The sequence below is a fragment of the Levilactobacillus enshiensis genome (assembly GCF_007115095.1).
GTDB classification, from domain to species: Bacteria; Bacillota; Bacilli; order Lactobacillales; family Lactobacillaceae; genus Levilactobacillus; species Levilactobacillus enshiensis.
On record NZ_SULH01000003.1, the window covers coordinates 212,978 to 229,886 of the forward strand.

Sequence of the window (16,909 nt, forward strand, 5' to 3'; positions counted from 1 at the left end):
GCATCTGTAATGGCAGCTACAAAACACGCACAAGCAATCAAACAAGACTCGCAGGACTACCTGGCAACGGCCCTGCTTCAACTCCTAGCCACCAACGACTTGGCCGATCTCACCGTGACACAGGTGGTCAAGCGAGCGGGGGTCAGTCGGATGGCGTTTTACCGCAACTTTACCACCCTGGCGGACGTCTTAACGGCACACTTCGACCCAATTTTGACCGCCAGATTCGATGATGTCTTAGCTCACGTTCCCCAGAAGCAGAAATTAACGGCCTTAACGACCTTTTTCACCGACCTCGCGCCGACGCTAAGACTGTCGGCAGAACGGGGATTTGAACCCGTAATCCAACAAATATTCGACCACAACATGGTCCGTTTCTACACGGCCACCATGACTTGGAACGGCGCGACCGCAGCTCAACAAAAATATTGGACCCAATTTATGACCGCTGGTATCTACCGCATCTGGCGGGAGTGGTTGCTGGGCGGCCAACAGGAGTCCCTAATCACGATTCACGATTTGATTGCGACCTTCCAGACGGCAACGATGACTGCACTGCGAGACGCCGCGAGCCAATCTGACACGACTGGTCAGTAATTCCGAAATATCTCGGGCTTGGCCGCCCACCTAAGTTCAGGAACAAGCGCCAACCCACTTGAAAAAATTCATGTAAAAAACGTCGCCCCCAACTGTTCTGTAAACAGGCAGAACAGTTGGGGGCGACGTCTTTATGTTCTGCTCTCAATCGGGGAGTAAGCTAGCCAAGCAAAAATCAATCAACTCGTCGTTTCTTTGGCGGGCAGTGTCTTGCTCCCCCGCGACCAGAGCCACTAGCACGGTGTCCATCCGGTGAATCAACGCTGCTTGGTAGCCACTCTGGAGCAACCACCGGCCCAACGTCAGATAAATCGATTGAAAATGTAAAATCAGCAACGGCGTTACCGCATTGCCGGACGCGATGGCAATCTGATGGTAAAAGGAGAAGATCTCCTGTGCCTGATCGGCGGCCGTATCCGCCACCTTTACTCGGGCCAGCGCGCGTTTAACGGGTCGCAATTTCGCCACATCCGTGCAATGCATCAGCATGTCGTCTTCAAATAACCGCCGGGTCGCAAAAATCGATTGCAATAGCGATGGCCGATAAGTCCCCCCTTAAAGTTAATAATCACGTTTAACGTTTCCAGATTGCCATCCTCATGATAATTAGCGACGAAGTTTCCCTGGCGCGGCTTAACCGTGACGAAGCCTAGCCGTGCTAACTCCTGTAAGCCGCGGTTGACGCTCGCACGGCCAATCTGTAACTGTTGCGCTAACTCGCGCTCACTGGGGAGTTGTTCGCCAATCGCTAATTGGCCCGTCAGGATTGCTTGTTCGAATTGGGTGACCATCTGTGTCGTTTCATTGGTGATTTTGATTGGTTGAAATTGCATCGTATCCTCCTGGTTCTGGCTGGGCCAGAGACCACAACCACAATTATCGCTATATTCAAGTATACGCCTTGTGAAACCGTTTACAATAACGGAAATTCCCGCAATAATAGACTTGTCATTCGGTTAGGTTTCACAAAAAGGAGGTCATTCTAGTGTCAGAACAATACGATGTTATCGTCATTGGCGCGGGTAACGGTGGCTTGGTTGCAGCAGCCTCTGCGGCTAAGCTCGGTCAAAAAACGTTACTGTTGGAGCGTCACAATTTGCCCGGTGGGGCGGCAACTAGTTTCGTGCGGGGGCGCTTCGAATTTGAACCCTCCCTCCACGAATTAGCCAGCTACGGTCCCGCCGAGCATCCCGGTGGTGTGCGGGAGCTCTTCGATTGGTTAAACCTAGACGTGAAATTAGATCCCGTACCAGACGCCTATCGCATCATCAACACGGGCAAGGATGGTTTCGATGTCAGCATGCCGACCGGAATTCCGGCTTTCATTCAAAAACTGAACGCGGAAGCTCCCGGCAACCAGGATGCCATCAACCAATTCTTCGCCCTCGCTACTGAAAGCACCACCGTCTTTCAAGCCCTGTTCAGTGACCCGACCAAGTTAACGCCGGAGCTACTCGCTGAAAAGTATCCCAACTTTGTTAAATACGGTCACAAGCCTTACCAAACCGTCCTCAACGAAATTGGCTTAACGCCTAAGGCCCAAGAAATTTTGATGGCGTACTGGTGTTACATTGGTATTCCAGGTGACGAGTTTGAATTCGCCTACTTTGCTGCCATGGTCGTTTCCTACGTCGCTCTGGCAGCGTACGTGCCACAACACCGGTCCCACGAGATTTCAAGTGCCCTGGTCAAATCCCTACAGGATAATGGCGGGACTGCCTGGTTCAACACGGAGGTCACCCAATTAATCGTGCAAGATCACGCGGTGGTGGGTGTTAAGACCGCGCACCAAACGCTCTACGCCAAGCAGGTCATTGCCGACTTACACCCGAACACGGTTTACAGTCATCTCCTGCAACCCGACCAAGTCCCCCAAAGCGAACTCAAAAAGGCGAATGCCCGCAAGCTAGGCACGAGTGGCTTCTTGGTCTACTTGGGCATGAACCAATCGGCCGAACAGTTAGGCATCCATGACTACAGTACCTTTATCGCGCACACGTGGGACTCCCGGAAACAGTACCAGAACATGCAGCAACTCAACGACAACGGCTTCATGATCATGAACTGTTTAAATATCGCCGAGCCAAACTGTTCACCCAAAGGAACCAGCATTTTATATGCCACCCAACTATTTGATGATCCTAGCTGGAACCACGTCACGCCAGAAGACTATCCACGACTCAAGGACCAATTGACCGAGCACATCATTGCGACCTACGAAGCTGCGACGGGCATCAAGATTCGCCACGCCATTGAGGAGATCGAAGTGGCCACCCCAGCCACCTTTGCCCGCTACTTACGTGGTCCACAAGGCGAAATTTATGGCTACTACGGTCAGCCTTGGGACCAAATGATGGCCCGCGCTCTGAGCCTCAAGTCAGAGGACGAACCCATTCCGAACTTACATTTCTGTGGCGGTACCGGCTTCTTGATGGACGGGTATAGCTCCGCCTATCAATCCGGCTACATGGCCGCTAAATTAACTACCAGTAAACTCAACCAGGAGGCGACAGTCAAATGACAAATCCTTTAACCACATTACTTAACGAACGGCAGGCGCACTTTGAAGCCGGGGCAACAACGCCGTTACCGACGCATTATCCCGTTAATGACTTAGCAGCCCAGCTCCATCCAGAGACCCAATACTTACGCATCACCAATGTCGTTGATCATGGTGCTGATGCCAAGAGTTTCTACTTCGCGCCCGCAACGGACATGGGCACGCAACACCTGGCCTATTTCAAAGCGGGCCAGTACTTATCCGTGCGCTTCAACATTGGCCAGAGCCAGGTGACCCGAGCATACGCGCTACGCTCAACACCCAAAGATGCCCTCGACGATTGCTATATCTTAACCATTAAGTTAGTCCCAAAGGGCTTCGTGACACCGTACATCTTTGCCCATTGGCAAGTCGGCACGGTGATTGCGAGTTCCGGACCCCTGGGGCAACTCACTTACAATCAATTCCGTGATCAACCCCACGTTCTGGGTATCGCTGGTGGGAGTGGCATTACGCCATTTCTGGCCTTAGCCGGAGCCCTCGTTGATGGCACGGAGAACTTCGATTTAACGATTCTGTACGGGAGTCGCCGCCACGACAATATTTTGTTAGGAGACGAGCTGACGGCACTCGCGGATCAGAGTCCGCACATTAAAGTGGTTAACGTGTTGAGTGACGAAGACTATCCCGGGTACGAACACGGCTTTATTACGCGCGACTTAATGCAGCAATACGCCGACCTACAGCACACGTCCATCTTCGTTTGTGGCCCGAATGCCCTGAACGCTTACGTGACGGAACAAGTGGCACCCTTACACTTACCGGGTGGTCGGCTACGTGAGGAACTAAGCGGCCAAGTGCCCGTGCCGGAAACAGACGTCAAGATTCCGGCCACGGTCACCATCACCGTTCAGATTCAGGATACCCAGCAGACCGTGACGGCCAACACACGTGAACCCCTCCTCGTCGCGTTGGAACGTGCGGGGATTGTGGTACCAGCGGCCTGTCGCAGTGGTGAATGTGGCTGGTGCCGTGCCCGCGTCATTTCTGGTCAAGTGAACACGCCTCGAACCGTTGACCATCGCCGCGCCGCTGACCGTAAATTTGGTTACATCCATCTGTGTGCGGCCTTTCCAGAATCCGATATGACCATCGAAGTACCGGTTCACGACTTAGCTGACCAGTTTGGGTAGTTGCTTGGATGACAGCACTGCTTAAATTGCGATTAAAAAATGGTAGTCCCCATGACAAACTTGCGGGGACTACCATTTTTGTTCACCTTTGACGACGATCCTGTACTGCTATTTAGGCGTGAAAGGACTTATGCAAGATACGATTCAGGCGACCAAACTGGTCATTTTGCTGATCAACCAATTGATAGGCCAAGTGTTCGTACAGGCCCACGTGGCGGGTAACAATGTAAGCGCCTAAAAACCCGGCTTCACGAGCAGCATCTTCTGCCTGTGTGACCAGCTTGAGGCTGACTCCCCGTTGCCGGTAAGCTGGGGCCACGTAAACGGTGCTGATGAAGGGCGTGTCAGGTGTATTCGGGACAATGTCTGTTGCCAGTAAGGCGCAGCACCCCACCAAATCATCGCCAGTCGTCGCGTAGATCACCCGTTCCCATGACTGCCAATTCGCAGTCAGCATCAATTGTGCCAAATGGCTACCTGCCGGCCAATCGATGGCGTTGATTTTTTCGGCCGCTGTTGGCCACAGCGTGTCACCGGGTTTTAACGCGTGAAAGGTAATCATCACGAAGTCACTCCTTCTCAACAAAATTATGTCGTTAATCAATTATGTTTCATGTGAAACAAATCGTGCTTACTTTGTATCTCGGCGTTGATGCCAACCGACCAACCCGAGCAGCGTCGTTAAACCAGCTAATAGCCAGCCCCAAATGGTCGTCTGCGGCGTGGCTTCATTCGTTTGCGGCAAGGTCGTCACGGGCACTTGCTGCGTCATTACAGCTTGTGCCGACTGATCTGTCGCCGCAGCCAAGTTTTCTTGACGCTTAGCGGCTTCACGGGCGGCCGTTAGTCCATTACCCGGCTGGGTGATTGGTCGAACCCTGTCGGCAGGTTGTGCCACCTGATGTTGTGGGCGCGGCTGTTCTGGAGTTGTTGGCGCAGTCGGTTTCACGGGATTAACTGGGGTAACTGGTTGTTCTGGATTTACCGGTGTAACTGGCGGTGTGGGCACAACGGGCTGCTCTGGATCCACCGGTGTAACTGGTGGCGTTGGTACATCGGGATTTTCTGGATCAACTGGTATGACCGGTGCCGTTGTCTTTTGATAGATAAAGGTCTGTTCCGTAACGGTTCCCGTGTATGTTCCCGTGAGAGTTGCCGCGTTTTGAACCGAATATCCAGTGAGGGTTGGTGCCGTCAGTGTATACGCACTCCCCGTTGGTCCAACCTGTTTCGTATCCGGCGCAAGCGACTGACCGTTACTATCAACGTAGTGGGTAATGACGAGCCCGTGGTCTGCCGCCGTATTTTGGAGCTGATGGTAGACGACTGTCGCGTCCGTCGCCGTGTTGCTAAACGTTCCCGTTGTCGCAGCTGTATTTACGGCGAGATACCCTTTCAGTTGTGGTGTCGCTAACTGATAGGACGTTCCCGTTTGACCCACGTGAATCTGATCTGCCGCAAGTGGCCGCCCCTGTTCATCCACCAAGTGCGTGATTACCGTACCATTGCCCGCTGGGTGACTGCTCAGTTGATGATAAATCAGGGTCACGTCCACGGGTACTTCTGTATACTGCCCGGTCGCATTCGCCGCACCACCAACTAAGATATAGCCGGGGTGTTGCGTCGCCAGTTGATAGGTTGCGCCAATCGAGCCGACCACCGTCTGGTCAGCCGCGATTGATTTCCCTGTTTCATCTAAGTAGTGAGCGCTGACCCGACCTAGTTTATCGGGATTCGTTGGGCCAAATTGATGATAGACGAACGTCGCATCAACCGGCGCCAAGGCAAATTCTCCGGTGACATTGGCTGGGGTACTGATCAGAATCGCACCTGGAATTGTCGGTGCTATCAGCGTATAGGCCGTTCCCACTTCGGCTGATTGATCGTGGTCTGGAGCAATTGGTTGGCCGCTTTCATTCACGTAGTGGACGTGGACATGTCCGGTTGCCGCTTGAATCGTTAACGTCCCTGGCGTCAACGTCACATCATAATTTTGATTAACTGCCGCAGATTTTAAAACGGGCGTAACGGTGTAGGTTCCAGCGGCAGTTTGCGGCGTCGTATCCAACTCATATGCTAATTTTTCCGAGTTGACTTCTCCGGTGACCGTTGCTGTCAGCTGATGCGCCTGACCATCGTAAGTCACTTGCTGGCTATTTACCGTGATGGTCGCCGGCGCCTTTGTGATGGTGAAGGTCCCATCGACGATATTAATGTCATCCAAGCCTGGGTTGGCCGCCTTTAAACGTTCCCGTCCGGCCGCACTCAACGTCGCGGTGTAAGTCCCGACATTCTTCAAGTCTGGGGCGGCCGCACGTGTCGCGGCTGCGTCAGAAGCCCACGCCAAGTCGGTTGGCTGCCAGCCGTTTGCGGGCGCCGCAATCAGGCTACCGTAAGTCTGAATACGAAATTGATTCAGCGATAAGGCACGGCCATCGTACACTTTAGTTCCCGTCCCCGTGATTTGGACGGTATTGGTTTGCCAGACGTAGGTTTCAGCGGGACCGACGACAGAACCATCGGCATCATTCGATTTGCAATACAAATACTCTAATTGTACCGACGTATAAGATTTACCGTTAGGATTTTCGAGGGTTCCCGTGCCCACGGCCTGCCATCTGCCGGAATACTTCTTGGCATCAAACCCCGCCATTTTTGAAATATCTGGCAATCCAGCGTAATCATTGTAGGCAATCAAATACTTGCCAGTTAGTGCGGTCTGCTCACCCATGGTAATCACACGTAAATTGGTTCCCGCCAAAAACTGGTTAAAATACATTTGACCCGCTTCATTCATATGAAAGCCCGATAGGTTTAAGTGCGTTAGCGCCGCATCGCCCGTCAACATATTCATCATGTGGAAAAATATCTTTCCCGTCGTGTTCCACCGACTAAAGTCGAGCTGCTTAACGTTTGGCATCCCCATGAACATATAATCCATAATCAGGACCTTTGAAACGTCCCAATTGCTGATATCAAGCGTCGTCAACGCCGTATTCCCATAAAAGGTCCCCGTCATGTCGGAAACGTCACCCGTTTGCCACTTGCTGACATCCAGTGTTTCCAACGCCGAATCATTCACAAACGTATATATCAACGACCGATTATGGCTAACATCCCAGTTGCTGACGTCTAAAGTTTTTAGCTTATCCTGACCGGCAAACATAAACGCAATGTCGCCGCCACTGCCACCGTAATACCTATTGCCCGTACCAATGCTACTCATGTTCCAATGAGACACATCCAGTGCCTGCAAAGAACCCCGTTCAGTGCGGTCTTTCGCATCCTCACTCATGAACTGGCCGAACATACCATTCATATTGGTCACGTGACCGGTATCCCAATTGGCAACATCCAACGTCGTCAAAGACTGTGCAGCTTCAAACATCACCTGCATGTCACGTACCTGACTCGTATTCCAGTGAGACACATCAACTGTCACCAAGCTCTTGGCACCCTCAAACATGCCAAACATATCCGTGACCCGACTGGTATTCCAGTTGCTGGTATCAACCGTCACCAAACTACTGTCATTCTCAAATAGTCGCATGAGACTCGTGGTCTGACTGATATCAAACTGATCTGCATGGTCAACGGCCGTCAAATTTGGCAATCCGGCAAATAGATACGCCGCACTTTTTCCCGAAACTACCGGTCCATCAAACGAAATCTTCTTGATCTGATCCGCATTCGTTGCCCAAGGGCTCCGGTTGGTATTTGAATCTATTTCATCAAATTGCCCAGCGCCGAAATGTAAAACGCCAGCCGCGTCAATGTTCCATGCGCTGGTCCCAAAGGTGCCAGTCATCGCCGTAGCGGCTGCCGGTGCCGTTGGGTCTTCCGGTTGCTGTGGCGCTTCCTGACCGACGGGTGCTGTGGACGTATTGGCTTGGTTGCCGGGCTGTTCAGTTTTCTCCGGACCGTTTTGCGTTTCCGTCGTTGGTGGAAACTGTCCTTTAGCACCACCTTCTTCAGTCTGTAGTGTCCCACTTACTGCGGCTGTAGCGGATGGTGTTGCCACAGTAGCTGACGTCTTCACCGGATCCGCTCCAGCCGCCGTGTCCGCATGGGCAGTGGTCGTTAATCCCAAGCTCCCTAAGCTCAGACTGGCCAATGTGATTCCCATGTATACAAAGTGACGACTCTGCTTTGTGCTGACAAGTTGTCTCATGATTATCCTCCTCCACGGGCGTAACGATAGACAATGTAAATGTTTCCTACCTTTTAGTATACACGCCTTTTAAATTTATAGTTGCTGGCTTTAATGATTAATTCAAACAACTGGATTTTAGAATGATTATTAACCTCTCGCACGACGATTTTTACGAAAAATGGATTCTGTCTTCCCCATGAACCGATTTCAAAACAAAAAAAATAAATCATTTACACAAGTCATACCCATCAACCATCAAATCCTTACGTGCGTTCGCTATTCTTAAACCAGTCACCAAAATCGCGCACAACTTACTGGAGGGTTTCGATGAATCAGCACTTACAACGAACTTTAAGCCTTAGCATGTTAACCATGACCTTAATGGGGATGGGAACCCCCGTCGTAACCAGTCTGGCAGCAACTACACCGGCTACCCATATTACAACTGCCACAGATCCAGACCGAACGCCCCTCATGAATGGCGAGAAGATGCCGGAAACAGTGTCAACTCCAACCGTGCCAGCAGCCGGCCAACCTGGTTCACGAATCGCACTATCCATGGACAATAAAGGATTCAACGCGAATACGCGTGACTTAGGTGGGTATCTCACCAAAGACCGGGCTAAGATGATTAAACCCGGCGTGCTATTTCGTTCGGCCCAACTCACCAAACTTAACGTCGCTGATATTTCTAAACTTGAGGCTCTTAAACTAGGTCTCATCATTGATTTACGCACGCCCAAAGCTCACCTGAACAAAACAGACAAACCTATCGGCCAAGCAATCAACAAGGATGACTCGATTTACTCGCAAGCCGACGACGATGATTTATCTGGCATTGACCATTACAATCGGCAGAATGGCGGTTCAATCGCGTTTAGTGCCACCGCACTTAGCGGCTACCATGCCTTTTTAACCGACCTTCTCGCTGCTAAGGGACCCGTTTTATACCACTGCAAGCATGGTAATGACCGTACGGGAATTGCCACGGTTATTTTAATGTCCATCCTCGGAATTAGTAATCAATCAATTATTAATGATTACTTGATGTCTAATAATTACGTCAGTAAGCAAGTCGACTACGCTTGGCTTAAAACCTACTTTAGTCAGATCGACGAAAAATTTGGTGGCTTTGAAAACTACATTGCTAGCAAAGATGGGCTGAATTTTAGTTCTGCACAGCAAGCGACATTGCGGGCTAAGTACCTGGTCGCCTCTGAGGCGAGTCATCCCGGCAATGGGACGTCTGGCTCTGAAAAACCCGTGACGCCAGATACGACAAAACCAGATACCGAAAAACCTTCGACCCCAAACGTTAGCAAACCGAGCCCTGAAAAGCCGACAACCCCAGGTACTGCAAAACCGGGTACCGAAAAACCTTCGACCTCCAAACCTACAAAACCAGGAGTCGAAAAGCCGACGCAACCCAAACCGGTAGTCCCTAAGCCCCACACGCCAGCCATCGTCGTGAAACCAGAAACAACTGGCGAACCAACGGCTCACGCAACAGAAACTCTCTCAAAACCAGCTGCGACATCCACGTTGACCACACCGCAAAAGACGAAACGGGTCAAAGTAAAAGTCATTTCCGTCAAAAAGATCAAGCACGCCAAGCTGGTTCACCTAAAGGCCCACCGTGCTTACTTCTTTGACCTCCACCTAAAACACAAGGTCGGGAAATCCGGTAAGACCGGCCAGCATCCCCAGGCCACGTGGAAGATCATCAAACAGGCCAAACTCCGTGTCAATGGCAAGGCTAAGACCTACGTTGAGGTTCAAAGCCCGCATGGCAAAAAGCGTTGGCTTCAGCTTAAAGATGTTCTTTTAATCAAGCCAGTCACACATCATACCAATTAATTACAACTCTTCAAAATAGCCGTTCTAACTTGGAAAATCCAAATTAGAGCGGCTATTTACTGTCTACATTAATTTTTTATCAGGTCAATATAATTGTCCGCACACCATTCGTTGACGACTTGCTGATACGCCGTTTCTCGAAAGTCATACCATTTTGAAGTTAGACTGAACTCATCTACCAGCTCACGAAAAAACACCACGATTACTAATACCGTATTCCCCTCATTTTTCTATATTTCAGCGAACCAATCCGCAAAACTCGAAAATTTCTGGTCTAAAAACTCAGAATTTAATAGCTGATGCCACCAGTCAGGGGCCACTGGAATAGTAGACTGTCCAGCAGAAGCCAAAGAAGACGCAACGGTTGCAATTGTATCCGTATCACCACCAAAATTGACTGCATTCAAGACAACTTTCCTTGGTGATTCTTGGTTTAAAACTAACCAGACAGCTGCTAGTAAAGTATCCACAACATAACCAGATACTGGAATATCCTGAGCGGGTAACTGCCTAAAATGACTATCAAAGAGTGCTCGATAATACGACATTTCCGCAGCGTATTCTGTTCCTTTTAAAAACTCGTTCAAAATGGGCTGTATCGTTGTTATTGCCTGCAACAAATTCTGTCCATTAAGGATATGATGCAGTAGCTCAAGAAAAATAAAACTTCCTACTATGGAACGCGCGTGTCGATGCGTCAATACCGTATAGTCATGTGCCACTTCAAAGCGACGAGCCAATTCTGGTTCATGTTGTAACACAATAGCTAGGGGCGCAATGCGCATCAAAGCACCATTTCCATTGGCTTCTGGAGAGGCATCTCCACACTTTAGCGGCGTAATTTGATTGACCGCATAATTTCGAATGGCATGTGCACAGGTTCGGCCAATATCAAATATTTCTCCGCGAGGCGTATTCGTTCCATAGCGCATATAACTTTCAAAGCGCTGCATAAGATCATCATAGTCGCCATCGGCAGTCAAGTTATCCAGTAGGCAAAGCGTCATCGACGTGTCATCAGACCAACTGCCAGCTGGTTGCTGCCAAAAAGCGCTCGGTTGCATCTCCGTAATCTCTGGATATGTGCCACGTTTCCGCATTTCAGCTGGAACACCTAATGCATCGGCAACGGCTGCCCATCGTAAAATATTAATAATTGCTTGTTTTTTCAAGATTATAGCCTCTCTAATGGGCTCAAAACGTAATAACCGTGAGTCCGTAACTTATCTCTTACTGAAATTCATGAACAAACCACGCACACCAATCCATTAACGGTTCCAAGTCATCAGGCGAATCTTCTAATGCCGCCTTCATCCTTGCGTACAGTTGCGATCCATTTTCTACAGACGTATACGCCGTATGAAAAAAAGTACCATATAGGCCGCAGGTAATAGACGCCTTCTCACGATCCTCTTCTAGCGTAATTCTACCAGTATGTGGCCACTCCTCGTCTTTCAAAATAACACCATTTTCTGTTCCAAGTTGACCGATTGTTCCTCCATTTTCTGCCGGAATCCACTTTACCATTAGCTTCAGCCTTCATTCCAATTAGTCTACAGCATTTTCCCCAATACCAGTGTTTAAAAAATCATTTTTCTCTTTAAGCATACATCAGCACCCCTTCACTAACAATTGGGTATTTTCTGCATTTTTGTTACTAACTTTGGCTTAAATCAATTGCTATAATTTTTGAAAATCTACAGTCTACTATTTTAGAACTGCTATAATGAATCATAGCTTTTTCATAGGCATCTTACATGCCACTTACGCCAAAGCAATGACTGCATAAGGAGTTCCAGAATGAATAAAATCTTACAAGAACAGTTTTTCGTCGATGACTTATCTGACGATCAGAAGTCTGTTATTACTAATATCAACAGTTACATCAAGCAGGGGTTAAACGGTAATACTTCCTCCGTTGCCATCATCGAAGGAGCTGCCGGTACCGGTAAGTCCGTCGTTTTGATGGAACTGGTTCGCCAATATATGACTGACAAACACTACCGCACCTCGCTCGTCGTGAACCATCCCGAATTGTATAAAGCCTACCGTGATTTGGCCGAATCCATTCCCAACATGAAGGCCAGTGAAATTCGGCGGCCAACCTCTTTAATCAACTACGCGCAGAAGAATCACAAGCAATACGATATCATTTTCGTTGATGAGGCCCACCTACTCTATTCAAAATCCGAACCTTACGCGCACTATCGCGGCCAAAATCAACTCGCGGACTTGATGAATCTGGCCAAGGTGGTCGTTGTCGTCTATGATTTCGATCAGGTCTTCCAATCCAAAATGTACTGGGACCAAGACCTCCTCTACAAGACGATTGGCAATCATCCCCACAAGCTATTTAGCATGAATTTCCAATACCGGATGGTGGCTAGTGACGAACAGGTCGCTTGGATGGACGATTTAACCGCTGAAAAACCAATGAAGCCCTTCCCCGAAAACAGTGACTTTGAATTTAAAATGTTTGACACTGCCGGTGACCTCTTCGAAAATATCAAGAAGCGCAACAAAGAGGTCGGCATGAGTCGGGTCGTCGCCACCTCGGGCTTCCCACGAATCGACGGCCGGCACAACGTGGAAATGGATTCATTTAGCCTGCCTTGGGACGAATGGGATCCCCAACGGACGCACTGGGCCAAACGGGAAGGCTCCATCACCCAGGTCGGGACGATTTACACGCTGCAAGGCTTCGACCTCAACTATGTCGGCATGATTATCGGGCCTTCATTTGGCTACGACCCCGCGACCGACACCATGACCATCATCCCCGAGAAATACTCGCACAAGGAAATCTTCAAGAAACGTAAGGATATGCAATTCACGCGTGACGAGTACAAGGCATTCATCGCTAACGTGCTCAACGTATTAATGAAGCGTGGTAAGTATGGCTTATACCTGACCGCTTACGACGACGCGCTGCGGCAACGCCTGCTAGAACTGGCGGCTGACCACAAATAATCCGACGAATAGGGAGCACAGACATTTTAAGCCTGTGCTCCCTATCACTTTATTCTGCACAATAAACAGCAATCTTCTAATCGTCATTTGCTTATCTCCTTCTTTACACGTTGGCAATAAACTCATTATGTTCCACGTGAAACAGCATTACTTTCTTGACTGTAACGTTACGTCACAGCTTACACTAAAGTCATTACGACTTAGTAAAGGAGAAAACTGATGACTAACGAAACGACCACATTAACTGACAAGATTATCGCACTAGAGAAAGACGCTTTGGATAAATGGTTCAAAGGCGATACGTCCGGCTATTTGACGATTTGGTCTCAAAAGAGTTTTTCATACTTCGACAGTTTCAAAGCAAAACGGGTCGACTCCTATGCCGACATTAAAGATTTCGTTCTCGCCAACGTTGAGGGTAAGCTCTTCGCTGACACCTACGACTTCGTTACCCCCCGCGTACAAACTAGCAGTGACATGGCGATTCTGACTTACCAGTTATTTGCAAAAACAACGCTAAATGACATGCGCTACAACTGTATCGAAGTCTACCAGCGTGAGGGCGATAACTGGCGGGTCGTACACTCAACTTGGTCCGTCATTCAGCCGATGGATATGGCCTTTGATCGCAGCAAACCACTGGTTTAACTTAAAGTTAGATCTAAAAAGGTGCCCTGGCTACCGCTTTTTTCACAATTTTTCATTACTTACTGACTTTAGTTCTCCCCGCACCACCAACCGCTGCGATTCGCCGCGCTTCGCCGAATTACACGTGATCAGCGTCACCAGCTTCTTCCCGGGCACATCGTCGATCACATCGACTTTGTGCCGGTCAACCACCTGGATTTGCGTTACCTGGTAGCGATAGACCCGCCGCTGATCCGACAGGTAAATGCTGTCGCCCTGGCGCACCCCTTTTAGCGGGGAGAATAGGAGCCGCTTCGTGGTCATATAGTGCCCCGCCAGCGCGTAATTGCCCTGCCCCATCCGTTGGTCGGCCTTGAGCGTTCCCGCTCCCCTGACCAACACGGCATTACTCACGCCGATACCAATCGGTAAGTCCAGCCCCACCGCCGGGACTCGCAACTGGCCAACCGCACCATAGTTACTGGTTCCGGTCAGTTCCTGCAAGCTGTAGCCAGCAACCGCTAATGGGGTCAACTGGGCCGTTTTTGAAAAGTTAAACGGGTCTGTCCGTCCCTGTGCCGCTGCCGTTGCCCGTTGTACGCTCGCTGTCGTCATTTTCTCGGTCGCCGCCGTGCCCAACCGCGTCACCGAAAAATTTTGCGTCAGTCCGATTAGCACCAGTCCGCTACCGACGAGAAACATCACCACTAGCCAGAAGGACTTTAGCTTGAAATGTCGTCTTCTTGCCATCTTAATGTTCCTCCTTTCTCTGACGGTAACGGCGGTAGGTTGCCCAGCCACCACCGATAATCAGCAGAATTGCTAAACCCAACAGTCCAATTTTGTACCAGTCCCAAATAAATCGTCCCCGGGGAATCGTCTGCGTCTGATTGGGAATCCGCTGGCCAGTAACCAAGAGGCGGTGCGTGTTCACCATATACGGCGTACAGGTCATCAGTGTCACCTGATTCTGCGTGGCGCTTCGTTGTACCGGTTGTCGCGTGGCCGCCTTCACGGTCCGAATGGTCGTCACCTCGTAGGTCATCAACCCGTAAGCATTTTTTAAATAAAAGTAATCGCCTCTCTGGAGCCGCGGGAGGTCTGTGAACAATTGGGCGCCGGGCAGTCCCCGGTGGGCCGTGATCAGACTATGCTGGTCTCGTTTGTCCTGCGGAACATCCGTCCCGTTCACGAGTCCCGCATACTTTTGTAAAACCTGCTCGCTCGTGCCAGCAAACACCGGCAATTCAACGTTGAGTTTGGGAATCGCCACCAGGGCCAGTGGCGTCGTCTCAATAAACTGTTTCCCGTTTCGTTTAAACGGATCTTGAACCGTTGTCTGCTCAACCGTCGACTCCTGTTGCAAGGACCGTTGGAGTGCCTTTAACTGCTGCGTACTCGCCGTTTGTAACTGGTGCTTGTACGCAACGAGGACCCCCTGCTGCCGCCAGCGAGTCACAACGTTGCTCACTGCTGGGTAGCCAATCAGGCCCAGGCCCAAGCAGAATAGTAGAATCGCTAGCCATTTACGCATGTGGGGGTCCCCCCTTCTTTAATTATCTAGCTTGCTTTGCGTTGTCGGTAGTACAGGTAGCCCGCGCCACCCATCAACAGGGCCCCAATGAGGAGGAATAACCAGATCCCCATTCCCCCGGTGATTGGGAGGGCGTAACGCTCGTTTTCAATCTGTTGGGTTTTAATGTCCGTAATCTTGTCATCGCTGATTTCAAACTTAGTCGCTTCCTTTAGGCGCGCGTAGCCAGCGGGGGCTTGCGTTTCGACTAAGTTATAAGTGACATCGCCATTCCGGCGGTCATATTCATAAGGAACACCCGTAATACCAAAGGTTCCATCCGCTCCGGATACTAATTCCGTTCCTTCATCTTCGTTGTCCGTCCACTTCACAAACTTGTTGCCATCCAGAACTGCCCAGGACTGCCCCTTATCACTAATACTTTGAACCTTAAACTTCGCACCAGCCAAAGCTTTCTTAGAAGTCGCGTCTATCTTCTGGAATTTAGCGTCCCCTAGAAGCAGGTAATTCAGTACGTTGATCTTCGAATCTTCAATCTCGAAGTAGCCGTCACTCGGCTTCATGACTGGATCCACAATGTTGCCGTATTTATCAACCTTAAACGTCAGCGAAATTTTTTCATCTCTAACTTCCGTCTGCTGATACCAAGGATAATTCGCAATCGAGGACTCCGTCAGTACATAGCGAACACCAACCTTTAGTCCACCAAATTCGACGTTACCATCCTTACCCGTTGTCAGCGTTTGGACTTTCTCGCCGTTTGCTAATTCCTTGCCATCTGCCCGTTCCAATTTGAATTCAACGTCCTTTAATAGAACATAATCCTTACCAGTAGGATTCTCCGGATCAATTCCCACCTTGTGAATCATCGGGTCCACGTTGTCAGCAACCACGTTCTTCGGGTACAGGTGCAGCGTATCCTTATCACCAAATGGTAAGCCGATAACCATTGGCGCGGACAGCTTTGTTAAATGATGAACCGGGGCCTGCGTTTCCATGATCAGGTAGAAGCCACTATTCGATAGCTTCTCATCAAATTCAAGTTTGCCATCCTGACCCGTCAATTCTTGTGACGTGACCGGTTTCAAGCCCTCTTTCTCCACGAAAGCTTTCTGAGCTTGAAGTAGTGCTTCAGGGTCGGTCTTTCCTTGCGTAATTTCTTGAATTAAAGTATCTCGGTTAGCCTTAAACTCGTCACTGGTCATTTGACCTTTGAAGCGGTCCGTCACGTCATAGATGCTATAGGTCACATTGCCAAACTCGTCAGCGTCATAGGGAATCAAACCCTCAGCCAGATCTTTTATTTCATCCCCGGTATTTTGAATCGTGTTCCCAGATTTGTTCTCTAACTTATGCAAGACCATCGTTACTTCTTTTGGAATTGACTCACTAGCGCTGGCGTTCAGCTGACCACCGAGTGTTAGGCCACAGAAGGCGAATGTCGCCAGGGCCAGTTGCCGTAATTTTGTGAATTTCAT

Annotated in this window: 15 protein-coding genes; 6 read left to right on the top strand and 9 right to left on the bottom strand. The window is 49.8% G+C overall.

The window, feature by feature from the left end; genetic code table 11:
- Positions 1-9: 9 nt before the first annotated feature.
- Positions 10-597, top strand: a complete 588-nt coding sequence (locus tag FAY32_RS04795) for a TetR/AcrR family transcriptional regulator (protein ID WP_143462323.1) — start codon at positions 10-12, stop codon at positions 595-597.
- Positions 598-741: 144 nt separating this feature from the next.
- Here FAY32_RS04795 and FAY32_RS04800 read toward each other — a convergent pair whose 3' ends face one another.
- Both FAY32_RS04800 and FAY32_RS04805 read right to left on the bottom strand, forming a co-directional pair.
- Entirely contained in the window at positions 742-1,080 is a 339-nt protein-coding gene (locus tag FAY32_RS04800; protein ID WP_143462324.1) for a hypothetical protein, read from the bottom strand.
- Complete coding sequence (locus tag FAY32_RS04805; protein WP_143462325.1) at positions 1,080-1,430, bottom strand: FadR/GntR family transcriptional regulator; 351 nt, start codon at positions 1,428-1,430, stop codon at positions 1,080-1,082. The genes FAY32_RS04800 and FAY32_RS04805 overlap by 1 nt, the downstream gene beginning before the upstream one ends.
- Positions 1,431-1,582: 152 nt before the next feature.
- Here FAY32_RS04805 and FAY32_RS04810 point away from each other — a divergent pair, with 152 nt between their 5' ends.
- Both FAY32_RS04810 and FAY32_RS04815 read left to right on the top strand, forming a co-directional pair.
- Entirely contained in the window at positions 1,583-3,118 is a 1,536-nt protein-coding gene (locus FAY32_RS04810) for a phytoene desaturase family protein (protein ID WP_143462326.1), read from the top strand.
- The gene (locus FAY32_RS04815; protein ID WP_143462327.1) at positions 3,115-4,290 is read left to right on the top strand and encodes an iron-sulfur cluster-binding domain-containing protein; all 1,176 of its coding nucleotides are present in this window, start codon (positions 3,115-3,117) and stop codon (positions 4,288-4,290) included. Before FAY32_RS04810 ends, FAY32_RS04815 begins: the two co-directional genes overlap by 4 nt.
- A 112-nt stretch (positions 4,291-4,402) precedes the next feature.
- Here the strand turns inward: FAY32_RS04815 and FAY32_RS04820 are convergent, their stop codons facing one another.
- Both FAY32_RS04820 and FAY32_RS04825 read right to left on the bottom strand, forming a co-directional pair.
- A complete protein-coding gene (locus tag FAY32_RS04820) occupies positions 4,403-4,852 on the bottom strand; it encodes a GNAT family N-acetyltransferase (protein WP_143462328.1) in 450 nt (149 codons plus the stop codon).
- A 69-nt stretch (positions 4,853-4,921) separates the two neighbouring features.
- On the bottom strand, positions 4,922-8,461 hold the full coding sequence (locus FAY32_RS04825; protein WP_143462329.1) for a BspA family leucine-rich repeat surface protein: 3,540 nt from the start codon (positions 8,459-8,461) through the stop codon (positions 4,922-4,924).
- A gap of 309 nt (positions 8,462-8,770) precedes the next feature.
- Here FAY32_RS04825 and FAY32_RS04830 point away from each other — a divergent pair, with 309 nt between their 5' ends.
- Positions 8,771-10,300 carry a tyrosine-protein phosphatase gene (locus tag FAY32_RS04830; RefSeq protein WP_143462330.1) on the top strand — a complete coding sequence of 510 codons (1,530 nt, stop codon included), beginning with the start codon at positions 8,771-8,773 and terminating at the stop codon, positions 10,298-10,300.
- Positions 10,301-10,530: 230 nt separating this feature from the next.
- Here the strand turns inward: FAY32_RS04830 and FAY32_RS04835 are convergent, their stop codons facing one another.
- Positions 10,531-11,472 carry an ADP-ribosylglycohydrolase family protein gene (locus FAY32_RS04835; protein ID WP_225428286.1) on the bottom strand — a complete coding sequence of 314 codons (942 nt, stop codon included), beginning with the start codon at positions 11,470-11,472 and terminating at the stop codon, positions 10,531-10,533.
- A gap of 58 nt (positions 11,473-11,530) precedes the next feature.
- Complete coding sequence (locus tag FAY32_RS04840; RefSeq protein WP_143462332.1) at positions 11,531-11,827, bottom strand: hypothetical protein; 297 nt, start codon at positions 11,825-11,827, stop codon at positions 11,531-11,533.
- 273 nt (positions 11,828-12,100) lie between these two features.
- On the opposite strand from FAY32_RS04840, the gene FAY32_RS04845 reads away from it, so the two are divergent.
- A complete protein-coding gene (locus tag FAY32_RS04845; RefSeq protein WP_143462333.1) occupies positions 12,101-13,270 on the top strand; it encodes a DUF2075 domain-containing protein in 1,170 nt (389 codons plus the stop codon).
- A 219-nt stretch (positions 13,271-13,489) separates the two neighbouring features.
- Positions 13,490-13,918, top strand: coding sequence for a nuclear transport factor 2 family protein (locus FAY32_RS04850; RefSeq protein ID WP_143462334.1), 429 nt, complete (start codon positions 13,490-13,492; stop codon positions 13,916-13,918).
- Positions 13,919-13,960: 42 nt separating this feature from the next.
- Here the strand turns inward: FAY32_RS04850 and FAY32_RS04855 are convergent, their stop codons facing one another.
- The 3 genes from FAY32_RS04855 to FAY32_RS04865 are packed head-to-tail and all read right to left on the bottom strand — an operon-like array spanning position 13,961 to position 16,909.
- Positions 13,961-14,647: a class A sortase gene (locus FAY32_RS04855; RefSeq protein ID WP_143462335.1), complete on the bottom strand. Its 687-nt coding sequence runs from the start codon at positions 14,645-14,647 to the stop codon at positions 13,961-13,963.
- A gap of 1 nt (position 14,648) precedes the next feature.
- Complete coding sequence (locus FAY32_RS04860) at positions 14,649-15,431, bottom strand: class C sortase (protein ID WP_143462336.1); 783 nt, start codon at positions 15,429-15,431, stop codon at positions 14,649-14,651.
- A 26-nt stretch (positions 15,432-15,457) separates the two neighbouring features.
- A complete protein-coding gene (locus FAY32_RS04865) occupies positions 15,458-16,909 on the bottom strand; it encodes a SpaA isopeptide-forming pilin-related protein (RefSeq protein WP_143462337.1) in 1,452 nt (483 codons plus the stop codon).

Coding starts and splice junctions, on each gene's coding strand:
- FAY32_RS04820 (WP_143462328.1), bottom strand. CDS start 4,852: ATGATTACCTTTCACGCGTTAAAACCCGGTGACACGCTGTGGCCAACA.
- FAY32_RS04795 (WP_143462323.1), top strand. CDS start 10: ATGGCAGCTACAAAACACGCACAAGCAATCAAACAAGACTCGCAGGAC.
- FAY32_RS04825 (WP_143462329.1), bottom strand. CDS start 8,461: ATGAGACAACTTGTCAGCACAAAGCAGAGTCGTCACTTTGTATACATG.
- FAY32_RS04815 (WP_143462327.1), top strand. CDS start 3,115: ATGACAAATCCTTTAACCACATTACTTAACGAACGGCAGGCGCACTTT.
- FAY32_RS04860 (WP_143462336.1), bottom strand. CDS start 15,431: ATGCGTAAATGGCTAGCGATTCTACTATTCTGCTTGGGCCTGGGCCTG.
- FAY32_RS04830 (WP_143462330.1), top strand. CDS start 8,771: ATGAATCAGCACTTACAACGAACTTTAAGCCTTAGCATGTTAACCATG.
- FAY32_RS04845 (WP_143462333.1), top strand. CDS start 12,101: ATGAATAAAATCTTACAAGAACAGTTTTTCGTCGATGACTTATCTGAC.
- FAY32_RS04800 (WP_143462324.1), bottom strand. CDS start 1,080: ATGCATTGCACGGATGTGGCGAAATTGCGACCCGTTAAACGCGCGCTG.
- FAY32_RS04850 (WP_143462334.1), top strand. CDS start 13,490: ATGACTAACGAAACGACCACATTAACTGACAAGATTATCGCACTAGAG.
- FAY32_RS04865 (WP_143462337.1), bottom strand. CDS start 16,909: ATGAAATTCACAAAATTACGGCAACTGGCCCTGGCGACATTCGCCTTC.
- FAY32_RS04855 (WP_143462335.1), bottom strand. CDS start 14,647: ATGGCAAGAAGACGACATTTCAAGCTAAAGTCCTTCTGGCTAGTGGTG.
- FAY32_RS04805 (WP_143462325.1), bottom strand. CDS start 1,430: ATGCAATTTCAACCAATCAAAATCACCAATGAAACGACACAGATGGTC.
- FAY32_RS04840 (WP_143462332.1), bottom strand. CDS start 11,827: ATGGTAAAGTGGATTCCGGCAGAAAATGGAGGAACAATCGGTCAACTT.